The sequence below is a fragment of the Nitratireductor sp. B36 genome (assembly GCF_020833685.1).
Classification (GTDB): domain Bacteria; phylum Pseudomonadota; class Alphaproteobacteria; order Rhizobiales; family Rhizobiaceae; genus Nitratireductor.
Genome location: NZ_JACKZY010000002.1, coordinates 535,623 through 560,758, shown reverse-complemented (window position 1 = coordinate 560,758; position 25,136 = coordinate 535,623). Strand labels below are relative to the sequence as shown.

Below are 25,136 nucleotides of genomic sequence, written 5' to 3'. Positions count from 1 at the left end.
TCTCCAACCGAGCGGGGTTCCATGCCACCCCGTCGCCGCCGCTGCAACGGCTGTCCGTCGCGGCATTTCGCAACCTGATTCGTGATCTAGCGCTGGCCGCGTTAATGCCGGATTAACCCTGATACTTAGGTGGACTCCCTGTCTCGTCCAATTTCGGTATCTTGTTCTTGCGTGCTGTCCGATCTTCCGCGGCAGCACGGCTCATTCTCGAATCGATCCTGATTCCTGTATTCCGACGCGGCGTCAAGGCGAAGCATGGTGATTTGTGTCAAAAAAGCGAATCAAACAGTGATTCAGGTGCTTTTTCGACGTTCACAGACCGAAACCCCACAGCGATGCGCCTTCGTCGTCAGGACCGATTCGCACGCCCCGATAGAATACCAAAGCCTTCGATGAGCGCTTCGGTTGCCTGCAGATTGCTCAGCTCGGCTTGGATTTCCACCAAGTGCCGCGCATCCTCTTCATTCCAGTCATTGGCGAGCGCCAGTTCGGCCGCTTTAAGCTCCTTATGTAGAGAGCCTGCGCGCCGGTGCAAGTGGAGCGTCTGTGCAAAGGCTTCCCGAGCGTCATCCAGCGCAGCATTTTCGAGCGCTGGCCACATATAGGCGGACTTCACCCGCGCTTCGGCCTGCTGCCAGATTGGAAGAAGCCCATCCGCCTCGATCTTTCGCAGAAGAACCTCGCGATCATGCGCCGGATTATGCGCGACTGCATCGAGGATCGACATGCGCAACCGCCCGAGATCAGCGCTAGCCAAAAGCATCTGATCCAGCGCATCGAAATACTCATCAATCAAGGGCGGATGGTTGACGAGCGAAACAAGAAGCGTTGCCTCACGCAGCGGCATCGTCGGTGATGAGCTGCGAACAAGCGCAGAACGGGCGAGGCTCTCCGAGACAGCCAATCGCCCGGATGCGCCACCAGGGCGCCCACCGAAGCCGCGGCTTCGTCCTCCTGTGCCACCATCACGGAACCCGCGCCCACCGCCGCGTTGCGCCTGGTTTCCGCCAAAGAAAGCACGCGCGCGCTCCCTCATGTCCTGACTGTAATGGCGCCTCAGATTTTCGTCACCGATCCGCCCCGTCAATGCCTGCAGGTTGCGCTCCAGTTCGGCCCGGCGTTCTGGAGTGTCGAACACTTTGCCGGACGTCTCTCGCATCCAAAGCATATCGGCAAGCGGCCGCGCTCCGGCAAGAACTGCAGCAAACGCATCAGGCCCCTCCTCCCGCACGAGATCATCGGGATCCTTGCCCTCAGGCAGGAGCGCGAAGCGCAGGCTTTTCCCCGGCTGCACAAGCGGCAGCGCGAGATCTGCCGCACGCCAGGCGGCCCGCAAGCCAGCCTCGTCCCCGTCGAAACACAGAACCGGCTCTCCTGACATGCGCCAAAGGAGATCCAGCTGATTCTCGGTCAAGGCTGTGCCCAATGGCGCAACGGCATTCTCGAAGCCAGCCTGTGCGAGCCCGATCACGTCCATATAGCCTTCCACCGCGATCACGGGGGTGCCCTTGGCTGCCGACCGTCGCGCGCGGGCGAGATTGTAAAGGACCGTTCCCTTGTGGAAGAGCTCGGTGTCGGGGGAATTCAGATATTTGGCCGGCACGTCTTTCGACATGGCGCGCCCGCCGAAAGCGATCACACGCCCTCTGGCGTCCTCGATCGGAAACATGATCCGGTCACGGAAGCGATCATAGGAAACCGGTATATCGGGGCCGAACACAACAAGACCACAAGCCTCGATCTGGTCCTTTGTTACCCCTTTGCCAGCCAGGTATTCCTTGAGGGCATTCCGGCTGGAAGGAGCAAAGCCAATGCGAAAAGCCTGCTGAGTAGCGCTGGAAAGCCCCCGTCCGCGCAAATAGGCGCGCGCTTCCGCCCCCTGTTGCTCCTGCAGCATGCTCTGAAAGAAACCCGCCGCCATCTCCATGACGTCAGACAGGGACGCGCGCTGCTGCTCGCGCCGCTCGGCCTGCGGATCGCGCTGCGGCATGGGCACGCCAGCCATGTCGGCCACCCGCTCCACGGCTTCTGGAAAACCAATGCCATCGAGTTCTGACAGAAATCGGAAGTGGTCTCCCGAAACCCCGCAACCGAAGCAATGGTAGCGCCCCTTCCTGTCTTCGCAATGAAAACTCGGTGTGTTCTCTCCATGAAAGGGGCAGCACGCCCAGTAATCTCCACGCGACGCATTTGTCTTCTTGCGATCGAACGTGACGCGCGTTCCCACCACCTGCGATATGGGCACGCGGTCACGGAGTTCATCGAGAAAGGAGTTCGGAAAGCGCATTTTTATCCTGCCTACCGGATCATATAAGCACGATCGTCGGCGACCGCGACTCTTGAAGAGGCTTCTTCACGGTATTCACAGCCGGAAAAGACAAGAGAGGGAGCCGCCCATCATACAACTTAACCGATTGTTCAAGCGCAGATGCTAAACCCCGGAGATCGATTGGATACGGACCGGCCAACAAGGCCGGCATTGCAAGCATCAGGATGGCGGTACACGTGCTTACGGTTTACAACTGCATTGTCAATGAACACGATCTCCGGCTGGTTGTGCTGGCTGGCGTTCTGGGGGCGATCGCCTCGTTTGCGGCGGTGACGCTTCTTAGGCATCTGCGCAAATCGACGGGCCAAACCCGCCTCTTATGGACGACAGTAGCCGCCATTTGCTTCGGTTTTGGTGTCTGGGCCACGCACTTCGTCGCCATGTTGGCCTTCTCCCCCGGCATGCCCACGGCATATGACGTCCCGCTTACGGCCCTGTCCCTGATCCTTGCAATCTTGTGTAGCGGTCTGGGAATGTCCGTTGCCACGGCACGCCCCACCAGGGACCATCAACTCGTTGGAGGGTCGATCATCGGAGGTGGAATTGCAGTGATGCATTTTACCGGCATGATCGCGTTCGAAGTCGAGGGACGGCTTGAGTGGAACATGGTGCTGGTGGCAGCCTCCGTGATCGCCGGTGTTGTTCTTGGTGCCCTCGCCATCCAGATTGCTCTCGCACGAACCTCGCAGACACGAAACTTCCTGGCGAGCCTGACGCTGACCGTTGCAATCTGCACCATGCATTTCACAGCGATGGGCGCCGCCTCGATCATTCCTGATCCAGCCATCACCATTTCCCAATTTTCCGTTCCTTCCACAATTCTGGCAGCTGCAGTGTCTCTCGCAGCCGTGCTGATCTTCGCGTTGACGGCTTTGGCCCTCTGGGTAGACATTCGTGACAAGCGGCGTGCCGTCGCGGAGGAACGCCGGATGCGTGGCCTCGCCAACGCTGCCTTCGAAGGTCTTCTGGTTTGTGATGATACAGTTATCGTTACAGCCAATCAGAGCCTGGCAAGATTATGTGGGCGGACCATCGAGGAACTGGTGGGGATGGATTTTACGACGCTGTTCGGCGCCATCCAGCTCGACGGCGCCAATGCCGAAGAACCTGTCTGGGAAACCACGCTCGAGAACGCCAATGGAACGAGCAGACCGGTTGAGCTTCTTTCCCGAACCATCGACTACAGCGGCAAACCGCATACCGTGATTGCGGTACGCGACCTCTTCGAGCGGAAGAAGGCAGAAGCCGACATCCGTCGCCTGGCGATGAACGATACGCTGACCAATCTGCCCAATAGGCGGAGCTTCACAGCCCAGCTTGAAAAAGAGATGGCAACACTCGCCGATGGAAAGTCGATAGCGTTGCTGTGCCTTGACCTTGACCGGTTCAAAGAGGTCAACGATCTGTTCGGCCACGCCGCAGGTGATGCGATGCTGCGCAAGGTCGCAGACAACGCCGGCAGCGTTCTGAGCGAGGGGCAAATGCTGGCACGTCTCGGTGGTGACGAGTTTGCCATCATCGCTCCTGGTATCTCCAATCAGAAGGACGCGGCAACACTCGCCGAACGGGTGCTTGAAGCTTTCCGGGCAGAGAACGCGCGGGCAAGCAGCGACGGTCTGATGTCAACCAGCATCGGCATTGCCCTGTATCCACGCGATGCTCAGGATCAGGAGACACTGATCAACCACGCCGACACGGCACTTTACCGCGCCAAATCCGAAGGACGCGACACCTATAGATTCTACGAACACGCCATGGGCATCGAAGCCCGTTCCCGCAGAATAATGGAACACGAATTGCGCCATGCAGTGACCCGCAACGAATTTCACCTGGTCTATCAGCCTCAGAAAAAGCTCGATAGCGGCGAACTGATCGGCTACGAGGCGCTTCTGCGTTGGCACCATCCCGAAAGAGGCAACGTCTCGCCCGGTATTTTTATCCCTGTGGCAGAAGAAAGCGGCGCCATCGTTCCGATCGGTGAATGGGTTCTCAAGACAGCGTGCCAGGCCGCCGTTGGCTGGAAAAGCAACCTGATGGTCGCGGTAAATGTTTCAGCGATCCAGCTTCACAGCGTGAACTTCGCTCAAACGGTTCATCGCATCCTGCTTGAGACCGGGTTGTCACCGCATCGCCTTGAGATTGAAATCACCGAGACCGCTCTTGTCCGCGATATGCATCGCGCGCTGACCACACTCCGTCAGTTGAAAACACTCGGAATCCGCGTGGCAATGGACGATTTCGGGACGGGTTATTCCTCGCTCTCCAATCTACGCGCTTTCCCCTTCGACAAGATCAAGATCGATGGAAGTTTCATTCGGCAGGTCGATACAAACGAACAGGCTGCCACCATCGTTCGCGCGGTGCTGGGCATCGGCCGTGGTCTCGGCCTCCCGGTCCTGGCCGAAGGTGTCGAAACCTCGGGCGAATTAAGCTTCCTTGCGAATGAATTGTGCCAGATCGGTCAGGGCTATTATCTGGGACGCCCAAGCCCGCTCGAGGAGCTGCGCGAAGATGGCGTCCGCACGAAAGAAGAAAGCACGGATGCCAACGCCGCGTGACCCCTAGGGGCTGCAGCAAACCCTATCCAAGCTTGACAGTACGCAACCGCAACGCATTCGCTATGACCGAAACGGAGGACAGGCTCATTGCGGCTGCGGCAATCATCGGTGACAGCAGGGTGCCGAAGACAGGATAAAGTATGCCGGCCGCGATCGGAACACCTAGAGCATTGTAGACAAAGGCGAAGAAGAGGTTCTCCTTGATGTTGCGAATCGTTGCCTGAGCAAGCGCGCGAGCGCGCACGATCCCCTTCAAGTCACCCTTCACCAACGTTATCCCGGCACTTTCCACTGCCACATCAGCGCCCGTCCCCATAGCAATCCCGACATCGGCAGCAGCAAGTGCGGGCGCGTCATTCACCCCGTCACCGGCCATCGCAACGCGACCACCTCTTTCTCGTAGTTCCTCAATCAGCTTCTGCTTATCCTCCGGCAACATATCGGCCCGCACTTCATCAATACCCAGCCGCGCGGCCACCGCTTTCGCCGTTCGTTCGTTGTCACCCGTCGCCATAATGATGTTCAACCCGAGTTCGTGAAGCTTACGAATGGCATCAGAGGTAGTTTCCTTGACCGGGTCGGCCACAGCGACCAGACCCGACGCCTCGCCATCCACGGATACGAACATCGCCGTCTTGCCTTCCGCACGAAGCGCATCAGCGCGCTCCATCAAACGCTCGATCGCGACTCCGGCCCGTTCCATCATCGCCTTGTTCCCGAGCACCACTTGGCGACCGGCGACCCGACCGACCACCCCCCTGCCGGTGACCGCATCAAAATTGCTGACCTTTTCAAGCCCAATGCCACGATCTTCCGCGCCGGCGACGATCGCTTCAGCCAAGGGATGCTCAGATCCCCTCTCCAGGCTGGCAGCGAACATCAAAAGCTGCTTCTCGTCCAACGTTCCGACCACGACGACGTCTGTTAGTCTGGGACGTCCTTCAGTCAGCGTCCCCGTTTTGTCGACGATGAGCGTGTCCACACCGGCGAACCGTTCCAGCGCCTCGGCGTCCTTGATCAGTACACCGCTCTGCGCCCCCCGTCCCGTCGCTGTCATGATCGACATCGGAGTTGCCAGTCCCAGCGCACAGGGGCAGGCAATGATGAGCACCGAAACCGCAGAGACTATCGCGAAAACCATTGAGGGTTCTGGTCCGAACAGAGCCCAGACGACGAAAGCCAGTATTGCCACCAGCACAACAGTTGGCACGAAATAGAAGGAAACCCGATCGGCAAGGCCCTGGATAGGCGCGCGGGAACGCTGCGCCTTGGCGACCATGTCAACGATTTGCGAAAGCACAGTCTCCGAGCCGACGCGCTGCGCCCGCACAATCAGCGTGCCGTTCTTGTTGATGGTTCCGCCAGTCACCGGATCACCCTCTGACTTTTCAACCGGAACCGGCTCGCCCGTGATCATCGATTCATCAACCGACGACCGCCCCTCTTCGACCATGGCATCGACCGGCACACTGTCACCGGGGCGGACCCGCAGCCGGTCCCCGACACGAACCTCTTCAAGCGGTATATCCGCTTCGGCCCCATCCTCCTTGAGGCGTCGTGCTGTTTTGGGAGCAAGATCGAGCAACGCGCGGATGGCTGAACCAGTTCGCTCCCGCGCCCGCAGCTCCAGCACCTGACCAAGGAAAACCAATGCAACGATGACCGCCGAAGCCTCGAAATAAACCGGCACGGCTCCCCCCTCGCCCCGAAATTGGGCGGGGAAGAGGCCCGGCGCGAACGTCGCCACCACGCTATAAGCATAGGCCGCTCCAACGCCTATGGAGATCAGGGTCCACATGTTCGGGCTGCGATTGAGGAAAGATTCGTAACCGCGGCGAAAGAATGGAAGCGCCGCCCAAAGAACAACTGGAGTGGCCAGCACGAACTCGAGCCATACGGCCGCCTGCTCTCCGATCCAGTGTCGAAAAGGCACCCCCACCATCGGCCCCATGGCGACCAAGAGGAGCGGAATGGCCAAAAAAGCGCTAACCTGAAAACGGCGGGTAAAGTCCACCAGCTCCGGATTTGGTCCTTCCCCGTCTGCAACCCCCATGGGTTCAAGGGCCATACCGCAGATCGGGCAGGATCCTGGTTGGTCACGCACGATCTGCGGGTGCATCGGACAGGTATACTTGGTTCCCTGCGGCGCGGCTTTCTTTTCACCAGACGCCGGCTTGTCACAGCTGCCGTGCGCCCCGTGCGCCCGGTGCGCATGATGTTTCTGGTCGTCAGCCATCCGAAAACTCCTGAAACAATCCGGACCCTGTGGTAACTCTTCCAGCAACTGGAAGGTCAAGAACCGAGCCTCCTTAACTCCCAAACGCAAAAAAGGCGGCTCGGTTGAGCCGCCTGCAAGTTTTTCTCAGAAAAAGCCGCCTACGCGATCAGCGCAGCATGCCTTTGACAATGCCGCTGGCCTTGCCGAAATCCATGCGCCCTGGAAATTTCTCCTTGAGCACATTCATGCATCGGCCCATGTCCCGAAGCCCGTCTGCACCGACTTCATGCACGACTTGCGCACAGGCCTGCTTGAGATCATCTTCACCAAGCTGTTTGGGGAGGAACTCGGAAATGACAGCGATTTCCTCGCGCTCCTGCTCCGCAAGCTCCAGCCGGTTGCCCTCTTCAAAGGCTTTCGCGGATTCCTGCCGCTGCTTGGCCATCTTGGACAAGATCTGCAAGATTTCCTCATCGCTAACCGGGTCCTTGCCGGCTCCACGATTGGCAATATCGCGATCCTTGATCGCAGTCTGAACCAGACGCAGCGTTGAAATGCGGCGTTTGTCTTTCTGTTTGACGGCGTCGTTCAACGCCTTGGCGAGTTTCTCGCGCATCATAACACCTGTCTCCCGTCGCTAGGACGAACATAGCTCCGGCCAACTCACGAAGCAAGCGACAATGCCCCAATAAACCATTGGAAACATTGACATAAATAATTAATTGCGAGTGATTGACCGATTTGCAGCCTTTGCCTATTGTCCGCGGCTTGCATGGACAATTTCCTTTTCGGCCTGAATCCGCCAGCCTTTGCCTTTCCGCGGACCCAATTCGCTGGGGCATATGGCCCATGTGCGAGTGTCTTTCAAGCCCCCCATGCCGATGCCCCCTTGCGTTTGACGGCAAAAAGTGAGAACCGGTCTGCTCGCAGATCATGTTAAGAAAACCTGAAGCCCGCGCAGGCCTCTGCCTGCGATGGTGGTCAGGCACACGAATGATGGAGACCCCAATGGCGACCAAAACCGCCCCCTGGAGCACGAGCCGGCCAACAGCCCTGATCGTGTTGGCTGATGGCACTGTGATCGAGGGAAAGGGCGTGGGAGCCGGCGGCGAAGCGATCGGCGAACTCTGCTTCAACACGGCGCTTACAGGTTATCAGGAGGTTCTCACCGACCCTTCCTATGCCGGCCAGATCGTCACCTTCACCTTCCCGCATATCGGCAATGTCGGGGCCAATGATGAAGACATTGAAGATCTTCATCCTGCTGCCCGCGCTGGCGCGGTCGGTGCCGTGTTCCGCGCTGATATCACCAACCCGTCAAATTATCGTGCGAGCGGCCATCTGGATAGTTGGCTGAAGCGCCGCGGCATCGTGGCCATCAGCGGTGTTGACACACGTGCTTTGACGGCGCTCCTGCGTGAAAAGGGTGCAGCGAATGCCGTCATAGCGCACGATCCCCAGGGAAATTTCGACATCGACGCCTTGAAGGCCAAGGCGCGTGACTGGAGCGGTCTCGTCGGGCTGGATCTGGCAAAAGAGGTCTCCTCGGGCCAGTCGCAGGCGTGGACGGAGACCCCTTGGGTCTGGGACGAAGGTTACCGGTCTGTGGAGGACACGACCCATCACATTGTCGCTGTCGACTATGGTGCAAAGCGTAACATTCTGCGCCTTCTTGCCGGCCTCGGTGCCAAAGTCACCGTGGTCCCTGCAAAGACAAGTGCAGCGGACATTCTGGCCCTGCAGCCCGACGGGGTGTTTCTGTCAAACGGGCCCGGCGATCCCGCCGCCACTGCCGAATACGCCGTACCGATGATCCGGGAGTTGCTGGAAACCGAAATTCCCCTGTTTGGTATCTGCCTCGGACACCAGATGCTCGCGCTCGCGCTCGGTGCGAAAACCGTTAAAATGCACCAGGGTCATCACGGTGCGAACCATCCAGTGAAGGACTTCACCACCGGCAAGGTGGAAATTGTCTCCATGAACCACGGTTTCGCGGTGGATGGAGACACTCTGCCGGAAGGCGTCGAGGAAACACATGTTTCTCTTTTCGACGGGAGCAATTGCGGCCTGACAGTCGTCGGCAAACCTGTCTTCTCGGTCCAGCATCATCCGGAGGCTTCACCCGGCCCGCAGGATTCCCATTACCTCTTCCGTCGTTTCGCCAATCTCATTCGTGATCGGCGCGGCGAACCAGCGCTCGCTGAATAAGCAAAAAGGGCGGCCTCGTGCCGCCCTTTTTTGTTCTGCACGTCCGCAGCAGCGGTCAGGAAGAAAGACGCAGCTTGACGATCTGCTCACCGATCTTGTCGAACACTTCCTTGAGCTGGCGACTGGAAGGGGTGTCAAAATACTGGTCTGGCCGACTGGCGCAGGAACGCATCATGTCGCCCGTGCCGGTATCGCGGACCTCAAGCCTGATGGTGTAGATGTCGATACCGCTTTCCTTTGCAAAATCGCAGGCTTCGATCGTCTTGTCGTTCATCAGCCTTGTGGATTTGCTGGAGCTTGCATTGACCTCTCCATCGAGGCGACCTTCAACCATGTAGCCAAAGCTCGTATAGCGGGACCGGAGACGGTTATTCAAAACACCAAACGTGTTTGCACCATCCGTTAGCACGACCATGACCTTAACCAGGCCATCCTCCGAATTCCCTGCGGGGAAAGGCTCGTCCGGTGAAAGAACACGTGCCCCCCAGGAAACGCCTTCCATGATGTTGGTGTTACCCTCAGCCTCGAACTGCTTTACCTTCGACTTGAGCAAAGCATAATCGTTGGTGAGTGGTGTCAGTGGCTCCGAACTGCACATATAGTTCGGCCCCGGTGCATCGTATTTGGGTTTCGGCTTTTTGCCGCCCAGCACATTCCCCAAAAGATCAAAACCGTATTTTCCGACCTTCTTTACTTTGCCCAGAAGACTGTTGTCGAGAGGATCGACCGACGAGTCGAGGTAATCATTGTAAAAGCGCTCTGACCAATGTGTATTCGGTTCATCGATCGCAAATGCAGGAACGAAAAGGCTGGCGGGGTCTCGACGATCTGCAGGCGTTGCCGCCACATCATGCCGCGTGTTGCCATCGCGCATGCGGGTTTCCACGCAGCCTTTCCACTCGTAACCCAGAGTGTTGTAGACTTGGAAGCGGCTAATGCCGGTCTGGAGCTCGAGCTGAGGAATCTCACTTTCCCCGTAGAGATCAAGCCAAGGCGCCCCAGTTCCCTCCTTCATCTTACCCTTTTCGTCGAACTCCGGCCCATATTGCGGACCGACGTTAACAAAGGTCGAGAAGGGAACAAGCGCAAAGCGCAATCGATCCTTGTTGTCTACCTGCGCGGAGATGTTGTCGATCATTTCTTCGACGGCTTTTTTCATGTCGCGCAGTTTGCTGCCCTGCATGGAACCCGTCGTATCGAGCACCAGAGCGATCTCATAAGACACCAGGGCGACGTCGGCCTGCGAAACTGCATCGACGGGCATGGTGTCCTTGCCGAGTATCCCGCCGAACATCAGATCCACATCGACCTTGGCCGTAACACGTACAGAACGACCATCGCGTTCAACATTCAACGCATCGAAGTTTCTGTCCAGATTCCCTTTGAGATAGTTGTAAGCGATAGAATTCGCTTCAGAATCCGAGATTTTCTTGCCCTTTTGGGCCACGGCCAAGGCAGCCGTGTCGAGTGCGTTCTGCAATTCAGAGCGCACCCGGCTCAGATTCGAATAATCAACAGCAAAGCCGGAAGCGCCGATCAATGCCATGGCCGACAGGCCGGTCATCATTGCGAAATTACCAGACCTGTCAGCACCGAAACGCTGACACAGCCGCCTACCAGAGCGCAAAACGCGTCCAAACCGAGAAACCATGTTGCCCACCCAAGCTTTATTTGTTGGCGGCAAACTACTTCGCGGGTTTTAAAAACGCGTTAAACGGGTAGTTGCAATTCTACACGCGAAGATTGCGCGTTGAATAACGTTGCCTTCGCCGAAATGGCAAACCGATGAGCCAAGCGATACAGAAACCGAGTATCAGCCCGGCGCCTGCCCAGATAAATCCGTGCAATGTGACCGGTATGGCGGGTTCGAAATCTCTTAAAGCCCCCTGAAGGATGGGACCGTCTGGTGCACGCGCCACAACCAGGGGCCTGAGCACTGGCATAGCCTCATCGAACGCCTGAGATTGCCGCTCCAGATCCCCCAACCTTCCGATCGCCGCCCGAACGGACTCGGCACGGTCCTGAAGGAAAGCACTACCGGTCTTTTCGTATACCTGTATCGCAGTTTCGCGGTTCAGATTGTTATCTGCGGCATCAGCGTCAAAAGCTTCGACGACTTGTCTCAACTCATCCTGAGCGCCGTTGAGCCGTTGCCGGTACTGCTGCGAAAACTCGGGAGCCTGCGACGTGACCAAGCCGCAGCCCAGCGTCAAGGCGAGGCCCAGTATTCTTCCTAGTCCAAACATGTTCCGATCCACCTCGTGCGTGGTAAGGGAACGACCGGCTCAGGTCTGGATTGGCGCGTTTCTAGATAGGCTCGTTGAACGTGTCGCAATCGGCCAGCCGTCCGCTCTTAAGCCCCCGCGCAAACCATGTCCGCCTCTGTTCGGACGTACCATGGTTAAAGCTTTCCGGCACCACATAACCCTGTGTGCGGCGTTGCAGCGTATCGTCGCCAATCTGGTTGGCAGCGTTCAACGCTTCCTCGATATCGCCGTCATCGAGAAGTCCTTTCTGGGCCGTGTAATGTGCCCAGATGCCGGCGAAGCAATCCGCTTGCAGTTCCACCCGGATCGACATCGCATTCGCCTCAGCCTGGCTCATACGTTGGCGCATCTGGTTAAAACGCGGCAGAATGCCAGTGACGTTCTGCACGTGATGCCCCACTTCATGGGCCACCACATAGGCCTGCGCAAAATCGCCCGATGCGTCAAAACGGCGTGAAAGTTGATCAAAAAAGCCGAGGTCGAGATAGACCTTTTGATCGCCGGGGCAATAAAACGGGCCCGTCGCCGCGGAAGCAAAGCCACAGGCTGACCGCACGGAATCGGTGAAGAGGACCATGGATGGTTCCTTGTAGTCGAGCCCCTGCGATTCGAATATGCCATTCCAGGTGTCTTCCGTTTCGGCCAGCACGACACTCACAAACTGCTTCATCTGATCGCTGGCGCCGCTCGGAGACTGCTGCTGCGTTGTGGTGGTCTGGCTACCGCCGCCACCCGGTTGACCAGAAAGCATCTCCAACGGGTTGATGCCACAGGCACGCAAAGCGAAGAAAAGAACCACGAGCACAAGGATACCGGACAGCCCGCCCCCGGCGCGTCTGCCGCCGCCGACAGGAAGCCTCACGCGGCCGCCTGACCGACCAAATCCCCCCGGGAACATCCCCCCGTTCCCCGACCGACCCCTACGGTCCTCGACATTGCTGCTTTGGCGACGACCCTTCCAGCGCATGCGCAAAATTCCCGATTGCTTCCAATAAATACTAGTTATCGGCTTATACGCCACAAGGCCAGAGGTTGTTTGCCCGCCTGCGTGACGGAAGGAATTGTTGGTTTCCGGGAATTTCAATTCCGCCGAAAACGGGTAGATCCGAGTATCATGGAAAACCGTCTCCATGCCGCAGGCAACCAACCGGCCCGGTCGCGTCCCCACGGAAACGACATTCGGCCCTGATGAATGCACACCCCCACCACGAAACAGCGTTTCAGGCGAAAGCAGCGTTGAAATCCTCATTTTCGGGGTTCCGTAAGTCTCGCCCATTGCCTATAAGGCGCGCCTAGCCCGACAATTTTTGCCCGGCCTGCGCGCGGCATACGCCCGTGCGGCGTCGGCTCACACGCGCGAGTGATCTTCCATGCCAAAACGCACCGACATCAAGTCGATCCTGATCATCGGGGCCGGCCCCATCGTTATCGGCCAGGCCTGCGAGTTCGATTATTCCGGCACTCAGGCCGTGAAGGCGCTGCGAGAAGAAGGCTATCGCGTCATTCTGGTGAACTCCAACCCGGCCACGATCATGACCGATCCGGAGCTTGCCGACGCGACCTATATCGAGCCGATCACGCCGGAAGTTGTCGCCAAGATCATCGCCAAGGAGCGACCCGACGCGCTGCTCCCCACCATGGGCGGCCAGACGGCGCTCAACACCGCTCTCAGCCTGCGCCGCATGGGCGTTCTGGAGCGCTACAATGTCGAGATGATCGGCGCCCAGCCCGAGGCCATCGACAAGGCCGAAGACCGTTCGCTGTTCCGCGAGGCCATGGCCAAGATCGGGCTTGAAACGCCGCGCTCGATGCTCGCCAACGCCTCCGACGTCAAGAACGCCGATCGCCAAAAACACGAGGCAAAGCGCAAAGAGCTCAAGGAAAAGCTCTCCGGCGACGCTCTCGACAAGGCGCTGGACGATCTCGAAAACGAATGGAACCTCGGCGAGAGCGACCGCAAGCAGCGCTACATGAACCACGCCATGGGCGTGGCCGCGCAGGCGCTCGACTTTGTCGGCCTGCCCGCCATCATCCGCCCCTCCTTCACGCTGGGCGGCACGGGCGGCGGCATCGCCTACAACCGCGAGGAATTCTTCGAGATCGTCTCCTCAGGCCTCGATGCCTCCCCCACCACGGAAGTCCTGATCGAAGAATCCGTTCTCGGCTGGAAGGAATACGAGATGGAAGTGGTCCGCGACCGCGCGGACAACTGCATCATCATCTGCTCCATTGAAAACGTCGATCCGATGGGTGTGCACACCGGCGATTCCATCACCGTGGCCCCTGCCCTGACGCTGACGGACAAGGAATATCAGATCATGCGCAACGCATCGATTGCGGTGCTGCGCGAGATCGGTGTCGAAACGGGCGGCTCCAACGTTCAGTTCGCCGTCAACCCGGAGAATGGCCGTCTCGTCGTCATCGAGATGAACCCGCGCGTGTCGCGCTCCTCAGCACTTGCTTCGAAAGCAACCGGCTTTCCCATTGCAAAGGTCGCAGCGAAACTTGCCGTCGGTTACACGCTGGACGAGTTGGAAAACGACATCACCGGCGGTGCCACACCGGCTTCCTTCGAACCGTCCATCGACTATGTTGTCACCAAGATCCCGCGCTTCGCCTTCGAGAAGTTTCCAGGCTCCAAACCGGTTCTCTCCACGGCCATGAAGTCGGTGGGCGAGGTCATGGCCATCGGCCGCACCTTTGCCGAATCCTTCCAGAAGGCCCTGCGTGGCCTGGAAACCGGCCTCACCGGCCTCGATGAGATCGAGATCCCCGGATACGATCCGGAAGGCGATCCGTCTGAAAACAAGAACGCCATCCGCGCGGCCCTCGGCACGCCCACGCCCGATCGCCTGCGCATGGTGGCCGAAGCCATCCGCCTCGGCACGAGCCTCGAAGACGTCCACGCGATGTGCCGCATCGACCCGTGGTTCCTGGAGCAGATCGCAGCGATCCTTGCCATGGAAGAGCGTGTGCGCGAGCACGGCCTGCCGGAAGATGCTGAAAACCTGCGCCTTCTGAAGTCCATGGGCTTCTCGGATGCGCGCCTCGCGTCGCTCACGAAGAAAGAGACGGAAGAGATTCAAAAGATTCGCCATTCCCTTGGCGTCCATCCCGTCTACAAGCGCATCGACACCTGTGCGGCGGAGTTCGCGGCCCCCACCGCCTACATGTACTCGACATATGAGTTGCCTTTCGCCGGCTCAGTCGCCGACGAGGCCCGCGTTTCCGACCGCAAGAAGGTGGTAATCCTCGGCGGTGGCCCCAACCGTATCGGCCAGGGCATCGAGTTCGACTATTGTTGCTGTCATGCCGCCTTCGCGCTGGCCGATGCCGGCTATGAATCGATCATGGTCAACTGCAACCCCGAGACCGTGTCCACCGACTATGATACCTCCGACCGTCTCTATTTCGAGCCGCTGACGCCCGAAGACGTGCTGGAAATCCTGCGCGCCGAACAGGCTGCCGGCACGCTGCACGGCGTGATCGTGCAGTTTGGCGGGCAGACGCCGCTGAAGCTTGCCGACGCGCTGGAGAAGGCCGGCATTCCGATCCTCGGCACCGCGCCCGACATGATCGACCTTGCCGAAGACCGTGACCGCTTCCAGAAGCTGCTGGTCAAGCTCGGCCTGAAGCAACCGAAAAACGGCATCGCCTACTCCGTTGAGCAGGCTCGTGTGGTGGCGTCCGAACTCGGTTTTCCGCTGGTCGTGCGCCCGTCCTACGTTCTGGGCGGCCGTGCCATGCAGATCATCCACAACGAGACAATGCTGCAGACCTATCTGCTCGATACGGTGCCGGGCCTCGTGCCGGAAGAAATCCGCCAGAAGTATCCGGCCGACAAGACCGGACAGATCAACACGCTCCTTTCCAAGAACCCGCTCCTTTTCGACACCTATCTCACAGAGGCCGTCGAAGTGGATGTGGACTGCCTGTCCGATGGCAACCAGACCTATGTTTCCGGTATCATGGAGCATATCGAGGAAGCGGGCATTCATTCAGGCGATTCCGCATGTTCGCTGCCCGTTCACTCTCTCGACGAAGGCCTTGTCGCAGAACTGGAACAGCAGACCGCAGCCCTCGCCCGCGCCTTGAAGGTCGGCGGGCTGATGAACGTGCAATATGCGGTCAAGAACGGCGAGATTTATGTTCTCGAGGTCAATCCGCGCGCCTCGCGCACCGTGCCTTTCGTGGCCAAGACCATCGGCCGCCCCATCGCCAAGATCGCCGCCCGCATCATGGCAGGTGAAACACTGGAAAACGCCTTCGCCCATTATGGCGCCATGCCGAACGCGCGCGACCTCGGTCATATCGCGGTCAAGGAAGCCGTCTTCCCCTTCGCCCGGTTCCCCGGCGTCGACACGCTGCTTGGACCAGAGATGAAATCCACGGGCGAGGTGATGGGTCTCGACACCGATTACGCGCTCGCCTTTGCCAAGGCGCAGCTCGGTGCCGGCGTCGATCTGCCTCGCGAGGGCACGCTTTTCGTCTCCGTGCGCGACGATGACAAGGCCCGTGTCCTGCCCGCCGTCAAGCGGCTCGCCGACGCCGGCTGGCATGTGTTGGCCACCGGCGGCACCGCCCGTTTCCTGCGCGAAAACGGCATCAAGGCCGAGAAGATCAACAAGGTTCTGGAAGGCCGCCCGCATATCGAGGATGCGATCCGCAACCGCCAGGTGCAGCTCGTGTTCAATTCGACGGACGGCCAGAAAGCCATGTCGGACTCCAAGTCGCTGCGCCGCGCGACCCTGATGCAGAAAGTGCCCTATTACACCACCATGGCAGGTGCGGAAGCTGCCGCCGAAGCCATTGTCGCATTGAAGGCCGGCAGCCTCGAGGTGCGGCCACTGCAGAGTTACTTCCTCTAAGCAGTCAGACGAGACGAGCGCAGCCGCCACACCGACCCGGCGGCTGCAGCCTCCCCACGCCCCATGCCACATGGTGCAAGCGCTCGGTGTGCCGACACCACCGACCGGGAAAGCATGTCCCTCGCCGTCTAACATTTCCTACATTGATCTCAGGCATTCGCCACAGCGAAGGCGATGAAAACGCGCTGTCGAATAGATAAAGTTCGACTGGATGCCCCTAGTAAACGACGATATTAAACGCATAAACAACGGCGCATAATAGCAAATGTTTTAGTCATATACAGAGTAAACAGTATTCCTGCGCCGGATATGGAAACTGAACATCGAAAGCATTCGAAGGACATTGGTAAAATTGGAATATCGGCGCTTTTCCCACCTTTGAAGCAAGATATCGGGGCCAAATATTTTAAGGCCCTGTGCGCAGTTTCGAGCACCTGGGATTTTTTGCGATGAAGTTCTTTTTGAGAATTGCCCTGCCGCTTGCGGCAGTGACAGCCGTGATTGTCGCCTGCTCGGGCCCCGCATCGCTCAAGGAAAGGATCGTATCCTTCCCCGCGTCGGAACTCGAGTGGATCGAGATCCCGGATTCGGGTGGCATCAAATATGCCAATGTTCGCGGCGACCTCGCAGGAGAGGCCCCTTATGAGGCCTTCGTTCTGTACCCCGCCGGGAACGACAACCCGTATCACTATCACAGCCAGTCCATCCGGACCGTGGTTGTGCAGGGCACGTTTTTAATTGAGGTCGACGGCCGGCGGACGGCGTACCCGAAAGGCTCGTATTATGAGTTACCGGGGCACCTGAGGCACTTCAGCGGTTGCGCTGAGGGCATCGACTGCCTCCTCTTCCAGTATCAGGACAAAGGATTCGACCTTGTCCCATACCGGGAAGAGAACGAGGCTCATTTGCTCAACTCCGAGCGCGCCCTCCCAACGGGGGCGCGCTCTTTTTCTGCGATCCGGAACACACTCGCTAATTGCGCCGATAAAGCCACAAAACGAGAGGTGACAGAGCGATCGTCAAAAGCACCGGCGCCGTCAAAGCAAGCACCACATCGCCTGCTGTGGCCGTTCCGCTCATCAGCCCCCTCAGGGCCGTCGCCATGTGCGTCACCGGGTTCCGCACCACAATTGCTTCGAGCCATTCCGGCATCGTCTCGGGACGCACCATGATGTTGGAGGCGAATACAAGCGGAAAAATAAAGGTGAAACCGATCGTCATGACGGTCATGGGTGTACGGATGAGCAGGCCGAGCACTATGAAAATCCAGCCGACACCGAAGCCAATGACAATCAGAAGAAAAAATGAGAATAGAACCCCCACGATCCCCGCTTCCGGGCGATAGCCCAAGGCCAGCCCGACGGACAGGATGATCAACCCCGCAATCGTGTGGCGCAGAACATCTCCGACCATCAGGCCTGCAAAGGGCGAAAGAGACCATATCGGCAACGAGCGGAAACGGTCGAACAATCCCTTTGACAGATCCGTTGAAAGCCCCATTCCGGAATAAACCGAGTTGAACACCACGGTCTGCACAAGAATGCCGGGGAGGAAGAACTGTAGATAGTCGCTCGTCGACCCCGCCAAGGCGCCACCGAAGACAAAGGTGAACAGCAGCGTGAACATGAGCGGTGTCATGATCAGGTCAAACAATTGCTCCGGCACATGCTTGAATTTCAACACCGCCCGCCAACCAAAGGTCAGCGCATTGGCAAGTGCTGACGGTCGGGGCGGTCGAGCCGCGTGGGATAGCAGCGCCGGGCCGGTCTCTACGGAACTCATGACGTCTCTCCCCCCGCTTCTTCATCCATCGGTTGCCCGGTGAGAGCGAAAAACACCTCATCGAGACTGGGAGAGCCCATCGAGAAATCGGAGAGCTCTATTCCTGCTGAAATCAACAGCCCCAGCGCCTCGTTTGCGGCTCTGGTCGATCCTGCAACCACAGAAAGCTGTGCGCCTTCGGCACTGCGTTGAACGGGCGCTCCCAGAGCCTGCTCCAAAATCGCTTCCGCTTCGCCCAACCGCGCATGATCACCAAGAGCGACATGCAGGAACCCCGAACCAATGGCCGATTTGAGTTCCCGGCTCGTTCCCTCAGCGATCTTGCGGCCGCGGTCGATCACTGCAATGCGTGCGGCCAACTGATCCGCTTCTTCGAGATACTGGGTGGTCAAAAGAATTGTCACACCGGATTGAGCCAGTGAGCGGATCATCTTCCAGACGCCCTGCCGGGCTTTGGGGTCGAGACCGGTCGTTGGCTCGTCAAGGAACAGGACGCCCGGCGTCACGATCAGCGACGCTGCAATGTCGAGCCGTCTGCGCATCCCGCCAGAATAGGACTTCACCTGCTTTCTGGAGGCGTCCGAAAGCTCGAAAGCCGCAAGCAGCTCATCTGCTCTTTCCTTGGCTGCGTTGGCTGAAAAGCCCCACAGGCGCGCGAGCATGATGAGGTTTTCACGCCCCGTCAGATCTTCATCGAGGGAGGCAAACTGACCCGTCAACGCAATAAGACCCCTTACGGCTTGGGGGCTTGAAACAAGATCGTGCCCCATGACCGAAGCAGTGCCCCCGTCGGGACGCGCAAGCGTTGCAAGCAATCGGATCAACGTGGTCTTTCCCGCACCGTTTGGCCCGAGAATGCCAAAAATCATGCCTCGCGGAACATCCAGATCAATACCGTCCAGCGCGGGAACGGTCCCGTAACGCTTGGTCAGCCCGCGCACGGAAATTGCAAGGGATGGCAAGACAGGTGCAGCTTCATTGGCACCCACCGGCTTCATGTCGTTCATCTGCAATCCTCCGAGGCGGCCGGTTCAAGCGCATTCCCATGACTGCAAGCAGGAGCCGCCGAGCAGCATCCCGCAGGGTGCAGACATACACCAATAGAAGATCGTTCAGAACGGGTTTATCGCCCTGCGTCAAAGCCTGCTGACAGCTCCCGCCGAAGCCAGCGCGTCAATTCCGCAGACCGGTTTCCTTGAGCAAGCCTTTGCGCTTGGCGTCGTAATAATAACCGCTGGCATAGAAGCGCACCGCGCGATCTTCGTTTCGATCGGCAGTGATGTAGGCGCCACGCAGATATTTGACGGCATATTTGAGATTGGTCTCTGCATCGAGAAGACCAGATGCGGGGCCGCGATATCCCATGGTCTGTGCCGTATCGTGCCGGATCTGCATAAGCCCCCAGTAGATGCGGTTGCGTGCCGAGGGATCGAAATTGCTCTCCCGCTTGACCACCCGGCGCACAAGCCGCTCAGGCACCTCATAGACGGTCGCGTAGCGAGCGATCAGCGCATCGAGTTCAGCGCTACGCGGCGCCACCGGCTTTACGCCTGCCCCGGCCTCCAGTGCCGTGAGCGCGGCGGACGGCGGACGCTGCCCCGCAAATGCATCCGGGCTGACATCCTCATCCGAAATCGCGGCGTCCTGTTCCGCGACCAGGCTGTTGGCAATCACTGCCGCATCGGCAGGATTTTCAGCTGCCTCGACTTTGGCTTGACCATCGCTCCCAGTCGTTGCGCAACCGGCCAGAGAAGGCAGGGCAAGTACGAGACCGGCGGCCAAAAGACGGGAAAACAACGGCAAGGCGCATTCCTTTGATCAGATCATCCCCACCCGTGCGCCTTCTATCGTGCAAACCAAAGCGTGGCAATCTCATGTCAGGACAGTCACCGTTCACTCTTCGTACCATAATGTTTCCATGTTAGAAGCAAGCTGGATAGCAGCGTGATCAGGCTCCCATGTCATCCAGTGGTTATCAGGTTTTCGAAACGGCTTTCGGCTTCTGCGGTGCAGGCTGGAGTGCGTCCGGGCTTGCTCGTTTCATTCTTCCTGCACCGGACGCAAAAGCGGTCGAGCGCTTGCTGAAACGGCGGTTTCCTGATTGCAAAGCCACACAAGCGGCAGGCGCCATGGCAAATCTGATCGCGGCCGCGCAAAGCTATTTCAACGGCAATCAGGAGGACTTCTCGAAGGTTCCTCTCGATCTTTCCGGCATCAGCCCGTTTCATCGGACCCTTTACACGGCCATGAGACATCTCTCCTATGGGGAAACGACGACTTACGGTGCTCTCTGCGAGAGCGTGGGATTCCCGAAAGCAACCCGGGAGACCGGCGCGGCAATGGGCCGAAATCCCATCCCGTTGATCATCCCCTGCCATCGTGTCCTTGCCGCGGGCGGCAAGATAGGCGGCTTTTCCGCCCATGGCGGCATCACGACAAAGCAAAAAATGCTTGCACTGGAAAACGCGCGCTCACCCGATGCCATCGACGCACAGGGCACATTTGCCTTCTAGCCCCGGTTGAACCCTATATCTTGCACTCAAGCGTAGCGGGCGCATAATAGTGTCGATTCGTAGGCTGCCGGTGATTAACGGGGACAGCCACAATCTCGCCGTCAATCGGTCGATTTATCGGCGGTATTTCTGTTCAGCGTGAGTTCGTTGCGTCCGTGATTTTCAACCGGCGGGAATTCCATGCTTCCATCTGCCGACAACGGCATAAAAAACCGTCTCACTGAGCCATCAGCGATGATTGCCCAGGTCAAGCGCCTTATCGCACAAGGCGTAGAGATGGATCAGATAGCGCCCGAACTTTCGAAGCAGTTCTATATCGATATTGATCTTCTCAATGCAGTTTTGCGTGTGATGCGCAAGAAAATGCAGGAGCGCAAATCGTCCGAAAGCCCCTCAAAACAAGCAGCGCCCGGCACCAGCGACAGGGCTGCGGCCTAATACAAGTCGATACGGTTTTCACAAAATTTACCTCGAATTTTTCCGGTCTCGAACACCGATTTAAAATCCCTCTCTGGTAGCAATTGAAACTCAACTACAACCAATTGCACAAATTTTAATCAGGAGAGGACGCATCGTGCTGATCGGAAACTTGTACAAACTGCCTCTGTTCGACAGGGTCAGACCGCCGGCAAACCGGCCTGAGCCACAGGAGCCGGCTTCGCCGCCTAACGAGGCAACCCAACCCGAACCGAACGAAGATCAGCCGACAGGCTCGAACGGCAACTCGAACCCGTCGGGCCCTGCAACTGGCTCATCGCCCGGCGCTCCCAATAAGACGACAGCGATAAATGACGAGTACCGGCTTTCGTCGATGACCATGGTGTCCGAGGAACCAACAGACGTCGTCTCGATCGAGGCCTGGGCCAGACGCGCAGCGCTTGAAGTGCAAAAGCATGAGCAATTCGCATCAATGCTCCAGCGCATTTCCAAGCCGGAAGCCGCAGCGCATATCGCTCTGCTTCAAAATGACACCAAAAACAGAACCGATCTCCGCTCCGCGACTGCCGCCTATGGCGAAAGCCAGGAGCCGGTTACGGCAGCAAACAGCAATTCCGCACACTAAAGATAGGGTCAGGGCCTGACAGTATCGGGCCCTGACCTTTGACAACATGGCCAGCCACGCTGGATCAAATCACTCCGAGCTTCATTTAAGCGAAACCACGACCGTCTCCGGATCGCGGAATATACGCCCGATATCCAGCGGTCTCACATCCGCCACACACCCCGCTTCTTCAGCTCTGGCGAGCAGATCGCCCTGAACCAGGTCGGCGTCGACGGATAGTGCCGCCAGGAGATGAGCCGGGCTCTCGAGACCTTTTACCAGCACTTTTGCACCTCGGCGCTTGAGGCTTTTTATTACCTGACGCATGAGCCGCAATGCAGCACGTTCATCGGCAATGCGTCGAAACCAGGAGCCATCGACGCTCACAATGCGCGGCTGGAGACGCTCCAACAGTTCAGCCGTTTCCGTATGCAAGCCGAACCCCTCCATCGCCACCCCCACGCCAGCTGCGTTCAGAACCGCCAGCGAGCGCTCGACGGCTTCCAGGTCACAGGGTTCGGGATTTTGAACACTGCACACCAGGGATTTGGGAGGAAAACCGGTCTCCGCAAGTCGCGCGAAGGTAAGAGCAAGATGCTCCAGCGCCGTTTGTCCGCAGAGCATCGACCGCCTGAAGGGCACGTGGAGGGAAAGACTGTCATGCCTGGCATGATGATGATTTCCGATATGCATGAGATTGCAGAGCGACAGAACATCAGCTTGCGCGGCAGGGTCGACCGAGGCAAGAAAGCCATCCCTGTCCACCGGCAGAGATTTGAGCATGGGCAACACTGAGGCCTCCAGCGCCTCGGGTATCAGCATATCTGATGCAATGCGGAAGAGGGGCTGATAGAGGCTACGTAGCCGGTACCGGCCATAGACCCCCGTTTCCAGACCGATCTCATCGACCAGGATCGAGGCCGCGACCGGCTCGACGCTTCGCTGCCTGCTCATGTTTTCAGGTTCCACGGCGCCCGAAGGTGCGTCCGCTCCGATTGGAGGAAACGTCGCGTTTGGCCGTTTCGACCTTGCCTCGCTCAAGATGCTCTACAGTGTCCGCCAGCACCCGTCGTCGCTCGCTCTCGCGTGCCGCCTCAAATTCGGCAAAAGCGCCGGGTGCCAATTGCGGACGGGCGAGCGCAAACCCCTGCACCATGGAGACGCCGCAACTTTCGGCCAATTCAAGCTGATCACCGGTTTCAATGCCTTCGAAAACGGTTCGTATCCCCTTCTGCGCGAATGCCCGCACCATATCGGTCAGCATTGCAACACCAGGTCCTGAGGAAAGAAGGCGACCGGTCCAGGCGCCATCGAACTTGACTATATCCGGCCCCAGAGCCTCAATCCGCTTCAGATCAGAACTGTCGGCTCCGTAGTCATCAACCGCAACCCGGTGTCCATACCCTTTGAGCGCCTGCACAAATCTGATGAGTGTCTCGTCAGACCCCGTCTCCTGCTCGGTAATTTCACAGACGACACGCTCAGCCGAGATATTTGCCTCCCTCAGCACCCCCTGCACGTCGCGCAACGCGCTCGCCGCGGACGCGGCATCCACAAAATGCGACGGGTCGAAGTTGACAAAAAGCGAAGCCGTTTCGCCGAGACTGACACCTGCATTCAACAGGTGCAGGGTTCTAGCCAGCGTTTCGACCTGAAACCGGTCAATGTCGGGAATACTGGAAAAGAAGATGCCCGGGCCCACAGGCTTTTCATCTCGAAAGGGGCGAATGAGGCCTTCATACGCGCTGACCAGGAGACGGCCTTCACGAAAGGAGAAGATCGGTTGAAAGGCCGATTTCAATGTATAGCCGCCCCAGATACCCACAGCGATCCCGTCGTCCTGGCGGGCGATGTGGCCGAGGCCTATGCTGCGCGGCATGCTGCGCTTCCTTGAGACGTCTCTTTCATGGTGCGCAAAATGCCACCCAACGCCTTTATTCGCCGTTAACGACTGGTTTAATGCCGCAAATTGGCTGGCCGCTTGCGATTCTGCGCACGATCGGACATGAAGGTTCACGCTGATGTGCAGCGTAATTCTCACAGGAACCGGAGTCCTCCATTATGGCTTTCCTTGCCGATGCCCTTTCACGCGTAAAACCCTCCGCAACCATCGCGGTTTCCCAGAAAGCGCGCGAACTCAAATCCCAGGGCCGTGACGTGATCGGTCTTGGTGCAGGCGAGCCGGATTTCGACACGCCGGAGAATGTGAAGAAAGCAGCGATTGAGGCCATCAACCGAGGCGAGACGAAATACACACCCGTTTCCGGCATCCAGCCGCTGCGTGAGGCGATTGCCGCCAAGTTCAAGCGCGAGAACAACCTTGATTACGACTGGAAGCAGACCATTGTCGCTACCGGCGGCAAGCAGGTTCTGTTCAATGCAATGATGGCGACGCTCAACGCCGGCGACGAAGTGGTCATCCCGAGCCCTTACTGGGTGAGCTATCCCGAAATGGTGTCCATTTGCGGCGGCACGCCGGTAGCTGCTGAAACCAGCATCGAGAACGGCTTCAAGCTCACCGCCGAGGCATTGGAAAAGGCGATTACGCCTAAGACCAAATGGCTGATCATGAACTCGCCGTCCAATCCTTCAGGGGCGGCCTATACGGCTGAAGAGCTCAAAGCTCTTGCCGAAGTTCTTCTCGCCCACCCCAACGTCTGGGTGTTGACGGATGACATGTATGAGCACCTGACCTATGGCGATTTCAAGTTCCACACCATCGCCGAGGTGGAGCCGAAGCTCTATGAGCGCACCCTGACAATGAACGGGGTTTCCAAGGCTTACGCCATGACGGGCTGGCGCATCGGATACGCGGCAGGTCCCATCGAGCTGATCAAGGCCATGGATATGATCCAGGGTCAGCAGACTTCGGGTGCCTGCAGCATCGCTCAATGGGCCGCCGTGGAGGCTTTGAATGGTCCGCAAGATTTTGTGGCCAGGAACAAGGCGATATTCCAGGGCCGCCGCGATCTCGTGGTGTCGATGCTCAATCAGGCTAAGGGCATCAATTGCCCTGTCCCCGAAGGCGCATTCTATGTTTATCCGTCCTGTGCGGAACTGATCGGCAAAACGGCACCGTCCGGCAAAACCATCAACACTGACGAGGACTTCGTATCGGAGCTTCTGGAAGCGGAAGGTGTTGCGGTTGTGCACGGGTCGGCCTTCGGTCTCGGACCCAATTTCCGTATCTCCTACGCCACGTCCGAGGCGCTCCTCGAAGAAGCCTGCAACCGCATCCAGCGCTTCACGGCATCACTCAAGTAGCTGTCCGAACGACAGCCGGACTATTGCGCCGCAAAATAATCTTCTGCGGCGCAATAGTCTTAACGCACTCTTTAAGCTTCTCATTGT

The 25,136-nt window shown here is 58.4% G+C and carries 18 protein-coding genes and 1 pseudogene; 8 read left to right on the top strand and 11 right to left on the bottom strand.

Features of this window, described 5'->3' with window-relative positions; all coding sequences use genetic code 11:
- Window positions 1-349 precede the first annotated feature (349 nt).
- Entirely contained in the window at window positions 350-2,287 is a 1,938-nt protein-coding gene (gene dnaG, locus H7H48_RS09320; RefSeq protein WP_229448776.1) for a DNA primase, read from the bottom strand.
- Window positions 2,288-2,505: 218 nt separating this feature from the next.
- Here dnaG and H7H48_RS09315 point away from each other — a divergent pair, with 218 nt between their 5' ends.
- Window positions 2,506-4,887, top strand: coding sequence for an EAL domain-containing protein (locus H7H48_RS09315; protein WP_229448775.1), 2,382 nt, complete (start codon window positions 2,506-2,508; stop codon window positions 4,885-4,887).
- Between the two features lie 22 nt (window positions 4,888-4,909).
- Here H7H48_RS09315 and H7H48_RS09310 read toward each other — a convergent pair whose 3' ends face one another.
- The gene (locus H7H48_RS09310) at window positions 4,910-7,123 is read right to left on the bottom strand and encodes a copper-translocating P-type ATPase (RefSeq protein ID WP_229448774.1); all 2,214 of its coding nucleotides are present in this window, start codon (window positions 7,121-7,123) and stop codon (window positions 4,910-4,912) included.
- Window positions 7,124-7,271: 148 nt separating this feature from the next.
- A complete protein-coding gene (locus H7H48_RS09305) occupies window positions 7,272-7,721 on the bottom strand; it encodes a GatB/YqeY domain-containing protein (protein ID WP_229449224.1) in 450 nt (149 codons plus the stop codon).
- Between the two features lie 392 nt (window positions 7,722-8,113).
- On the opposite strand from H7H48_RS09305, the gene carA reads away from it, so the two are divergent.
- On the top strand, window positions 8,114-9,313 hold the full coding sequence (gene carA / locus H7H48_RS09300; RefSeq protein ID WP_229448773.1) for a glutamine-hydrolyzing carbamoyl-phosphate synthase small subunit: 1,200 nt from the start codon (window positions 8,114-8,116) through the stop codon (window positions 9,311-9,313).
- A 55-nt stretch (window positions 9,314-9,368) separates the two neighbouring features.
- Here carA and H7H48_RS09295 read toward each other — a convergent pair whose 3' ends face one another.
- The 3 genes from H7H48_RS09295 to H7H48_RS09285 form a co-directional block, all read right to left on the bottom strand.
- A complete protein-coding gene (locus H7H48_RS09295; protein WP_229448772.1) occupies window positions 9,369-10,880 on the bottom strand; it encodes a VWA domain-containing protein in 1,512 nt (503 codons plus the stop codon).
- A 163-nt stretch (window positions 10,881-11,043) separates the two neighbouring features.
- The gene (locus tag H7H48_RS09290) at window positions 11,044-11,559 is read right to left on the bottom strand and encodes a DUF2937 family protein (protein ID WP_229448771.1); all 516 of its coding nucleotides are present in this window, start codon (window positions 11,557-11,559) and stop codon (window positions 11,044-11,046) included.
- 61 nt (window positions 11,560-11,620) lie between these two features.
- On the bottom strand, window positions 11,621-12,547 hold the full coding sequence (locus H7H48_RS09285) for a neutral zinc metallopeptidase (RefSeq protein ID WP_229449223.1): 927 nt from the start codon (window positions 12,545-12,547) through the stop codon (window positions 11,621-11,623).
- A gap of 403 nt (window positions 12,548-12,950) precedes the next feature.
- On the opposite strand from H7H48_RS09285, the gene carB reads away from it, so the two are divergent.
- Together carB and H7H48_RS20155 are read left to right on the top strand one after the other, a co-directional pair.
- Entirely contained in the window at window positions 12,951-16,448 is a 3,498-nt protein-coding gene (carB, locus tag H7H48_RS09280) for a carbamoyl-phosphate synthase large subunit (protein ID WP_229448770.1), read from the top strand.
- Window positions 16,449-16,897: 449 nt separating this feature from the next.
- Window positions 16,898-17,203: pseudogene (locus H7H48_RS20155) on the top strand (hypothetical protein); the annotation flags it as partial.
- A gap of 217 nt (window positions 17,204-17,420) precedes the next feature.
- Here the strand turns inward: H7H48_RS20155 and H7H48_RS09275 are convergent.
- From H7H48_RS09275 to H7H48_RS09265, 3 genes are all read right to left on the bottom strand, one after another.
- Complete coding sequence (locus tag H7H48_RS09275) at window positions 17,421-18,230, bottom strand: ABC transporter permease (RefSeq protein WP_229448769.1); 810 nt, start codon at window positions 18,228-18,230, stop codon at window positions 17,421-17,423.
- Window positions 18,227-19,237: an ATP-binding cassette domain-containing protein gene (locus H7H48_RS09270; RefSeq protein WP_229448768.1), complete on the bottom strand. Its 1,011-nt coding sequence runs from the start codon at window positions 19,235-19,237 to the stop codon at window positions 18,227-18,229. The genes H7H48_RS09275 and H7H48_RS09270 overlap by 4 nt, the downstream gene beginning before the upstream one ends.
- A 166-nt stretch (window positions 19,238-19,403) precedes the next feature.
- Entirely contained in the window at window positions 19,404-20,033 is a 630-nt protein-coding gene (locus H7H48_RS09265) for a lytic transglycosylase domain-containing protein (RefSeq protein WP_229448767.1), read from the bottom strand.
- A gap of 155 nt (window positions 20,034-20,188) precedes the next feature.
- On the opposite strand from H7H48_RS09265, the gene H7H48_RS09260 reads away from it, so the two are divergent.
- The 3 genes from H7H48_RS09260 to H7H48_RS09250 all read left to right on the top strand — a co-directional run bounded on the left by H7H48_RS09260 (window position 20,189) and on the right by H7H48_RS09250 (window position 21,806).
- Window positions 20,189-20,743: a methylated-DNA--[protein]-cysteine S-methyltransferase gene (locus H7H48_RS09260; protein WP_229448766.1), complete on the top strand. Its 555-nt coding sequence runs from the start codon at window positions 20,189-20,191 to the stop codon at window positions 20,741-20,743.
- 180 nt (window positions 20,744-20,923) lie between these two features.
- Window positions 20,924-21,181, top strand: a complete 258-nt coding sequence (locus H7H48_RS09255; RefSeq protein ID WP_229448765.1) for a hypothetical protein — start codon at window positions 20,924-20,926, stop codon at window positions 21,179-21,181.
- A gap of 136 nt (window positions 21,182-21,317) precedes the next feature.
- On the top strand, window positions 21,318-21,806 hold the full coding sequence (locus H7H48_RS09250) for a hypothetical protein (protein WP_229448764.1): 489 nt from the start codon (window positions 21,318-21,320) through the stop codon (window positions 21,804-21,806).
- An 81-nt stretch (window positions 21,807-21,887) separates the two neighbouring features.
- On the opposite strand, the gene H7H48_RS09245 is transcribed toward H7H48_RS09250, so the two are convergent.
- Both H7H48_RS09245 and H7H48_RS09240 read right to left on the bottom strand, forming a co-directional pair.
- Entirely contained in the window at window positions 21,888-22,739 is an 852-nt protein-coding gene (locus H7H48_RS09245; RefSeq protein ID WP_229448763.1) for an EAL domain-containing protein, read from the bottom strand.
- Between the two features lie 4 nt (window positions 22,740-22,743).
- Window positions 22,744-23,664: an EAL domain-containing protein gene (locus H7H48_RS09240; RefSeq protein WP_229448762.1), complete on the bottom strand. Its 921-nt coding sequence runs from the start codon at window positions 23,662-23,664 to the stop codon at window positions 22,744-22,746.
- A gap of 182 nt (window positions 23,665-23,846) precedes the next feature.
- On the opposite strand from H7H48_RS09240, the gene H7H48_RS09235 reads away from it, so the two are divergent.
- On the top strand, window positions 23,847-25,049 hold the full coding sequence (locus H7H48_RS09235) for a pyridoxal phosphate-dependent aminotransferase (RefSeq protein WP_229448760.1): 1,203 nt from the start codon (window positions 23,847-23,849) through the stop codon (window positions 25,047-25,049).
- Window positions 25,050-25,136: the final 87 nt, after the last annotated feature.

Bases quoted from the DNA above. Each gene is read 5' to 3' on its own strand.
- dnaG (WP_229448776.1), bottom strand. From the start codon at position 2,287: ATGCGCTTTCCGAACTCCTTTCTCGATGAACTCCGTGACCGCGTGCCC.
- H7H48_RS09310 (WP_229448774.1), bottom strand. From the start codon at position 7,123: ATGGCTGACGACCAGAAACATCATGCGCACCGGGCGCACGGGGCGCAC.
- H7H48_RS09305 (WP_229449224.1), bottom strand. From the start codon at position 7,721: ATGCGCGAGAAACTCGCCAAGGCGTTGAACGACGCCGTCAAACAGAAA.
- carA (WP_229448773.1), top strand. From the start codon at position 8,114: ATGGCGACCAAAACCGCCCCCTGGAGCACGAGCCGGCCAACAGCCCTG.
- H7H48_RS09295 (WP_229448772.1), bottom strand. From the start codon at position 10,880: ATGATGACCGGCCTGTCGGCCATGGCATTGATCGGCGCTTCCGGCTTT.
- H7H48_RS09290 (WP_229448771.1), bottom strand. From the start codon at position 11,559: ATGTTTGGACTAGGAAGAATACTGGGCCTCGCCTTGACGCTGGGCTGC.
- H7H48_RS09285 (WP_229449223.1), bottom strand. From the start codon at position 12,547: ATGCGCTGGAAGGGTCGTCGCCAAAGCAGCAATGTCGAGGACCGTAGG.
- carB (WP_229448770.1), top strand. From the start codon at position 12,951: ATGCCAAAACGCACCGACATCAAGTCGATCCTGATCATCGGGGCCGGC.
- H7H48_RS09275 (WP_229448769.1), bottom strand. From the start codon at position 18,230: ATGAGTTCCGTAGAGACCGGCCCGGCGCTGCTATCCCACGCGGCTCGA.
- H7H48_RS09270 (WP_229448768.1), bottom strand. From the start codon at position 19,237: ATGAACGACATGAAGCCGGTGGGTGCCAATGAAGCTGCACCTGTCTTG.
- H7H48_RS09260 (WP_229448766.1), top strand. From the start codon at position 20,189: ATGTCATCCAGTGGTTATCAGGTTTTCGAAACGGCTTTCGGCTTCTGC.
- H7H48_RS09255 (WP_229448765.1), top strand. From the start codon at position 20,924: ATGCTTCCATCTGCCGACAACGGCATAAAAAACCGTCTCACTGAGCCA.
- H7H48_RS09245 (WP_229448763.1), bottom strand. From the start codon at position 22,739: ATGAGCAGGCAGCGAAGCGTCGAGCCGGTCGCGGCCTCGATCCTGGTC.
- H7H48_RS09240 (WP_229448762.1), bottom strand. From the start codon at position 23,664: ATGCCGCGCAGCATAGGCCTCGGCCACATCGCCCGCCAGGACGACGGG.
- H7H48_RS09235 (WP_229448760.1), top strand. From the start codon at position 23,847: ATGGCTTTCCTTGCCGATGCCCTTTCACGCGTAAAACCCTCCGCAACC.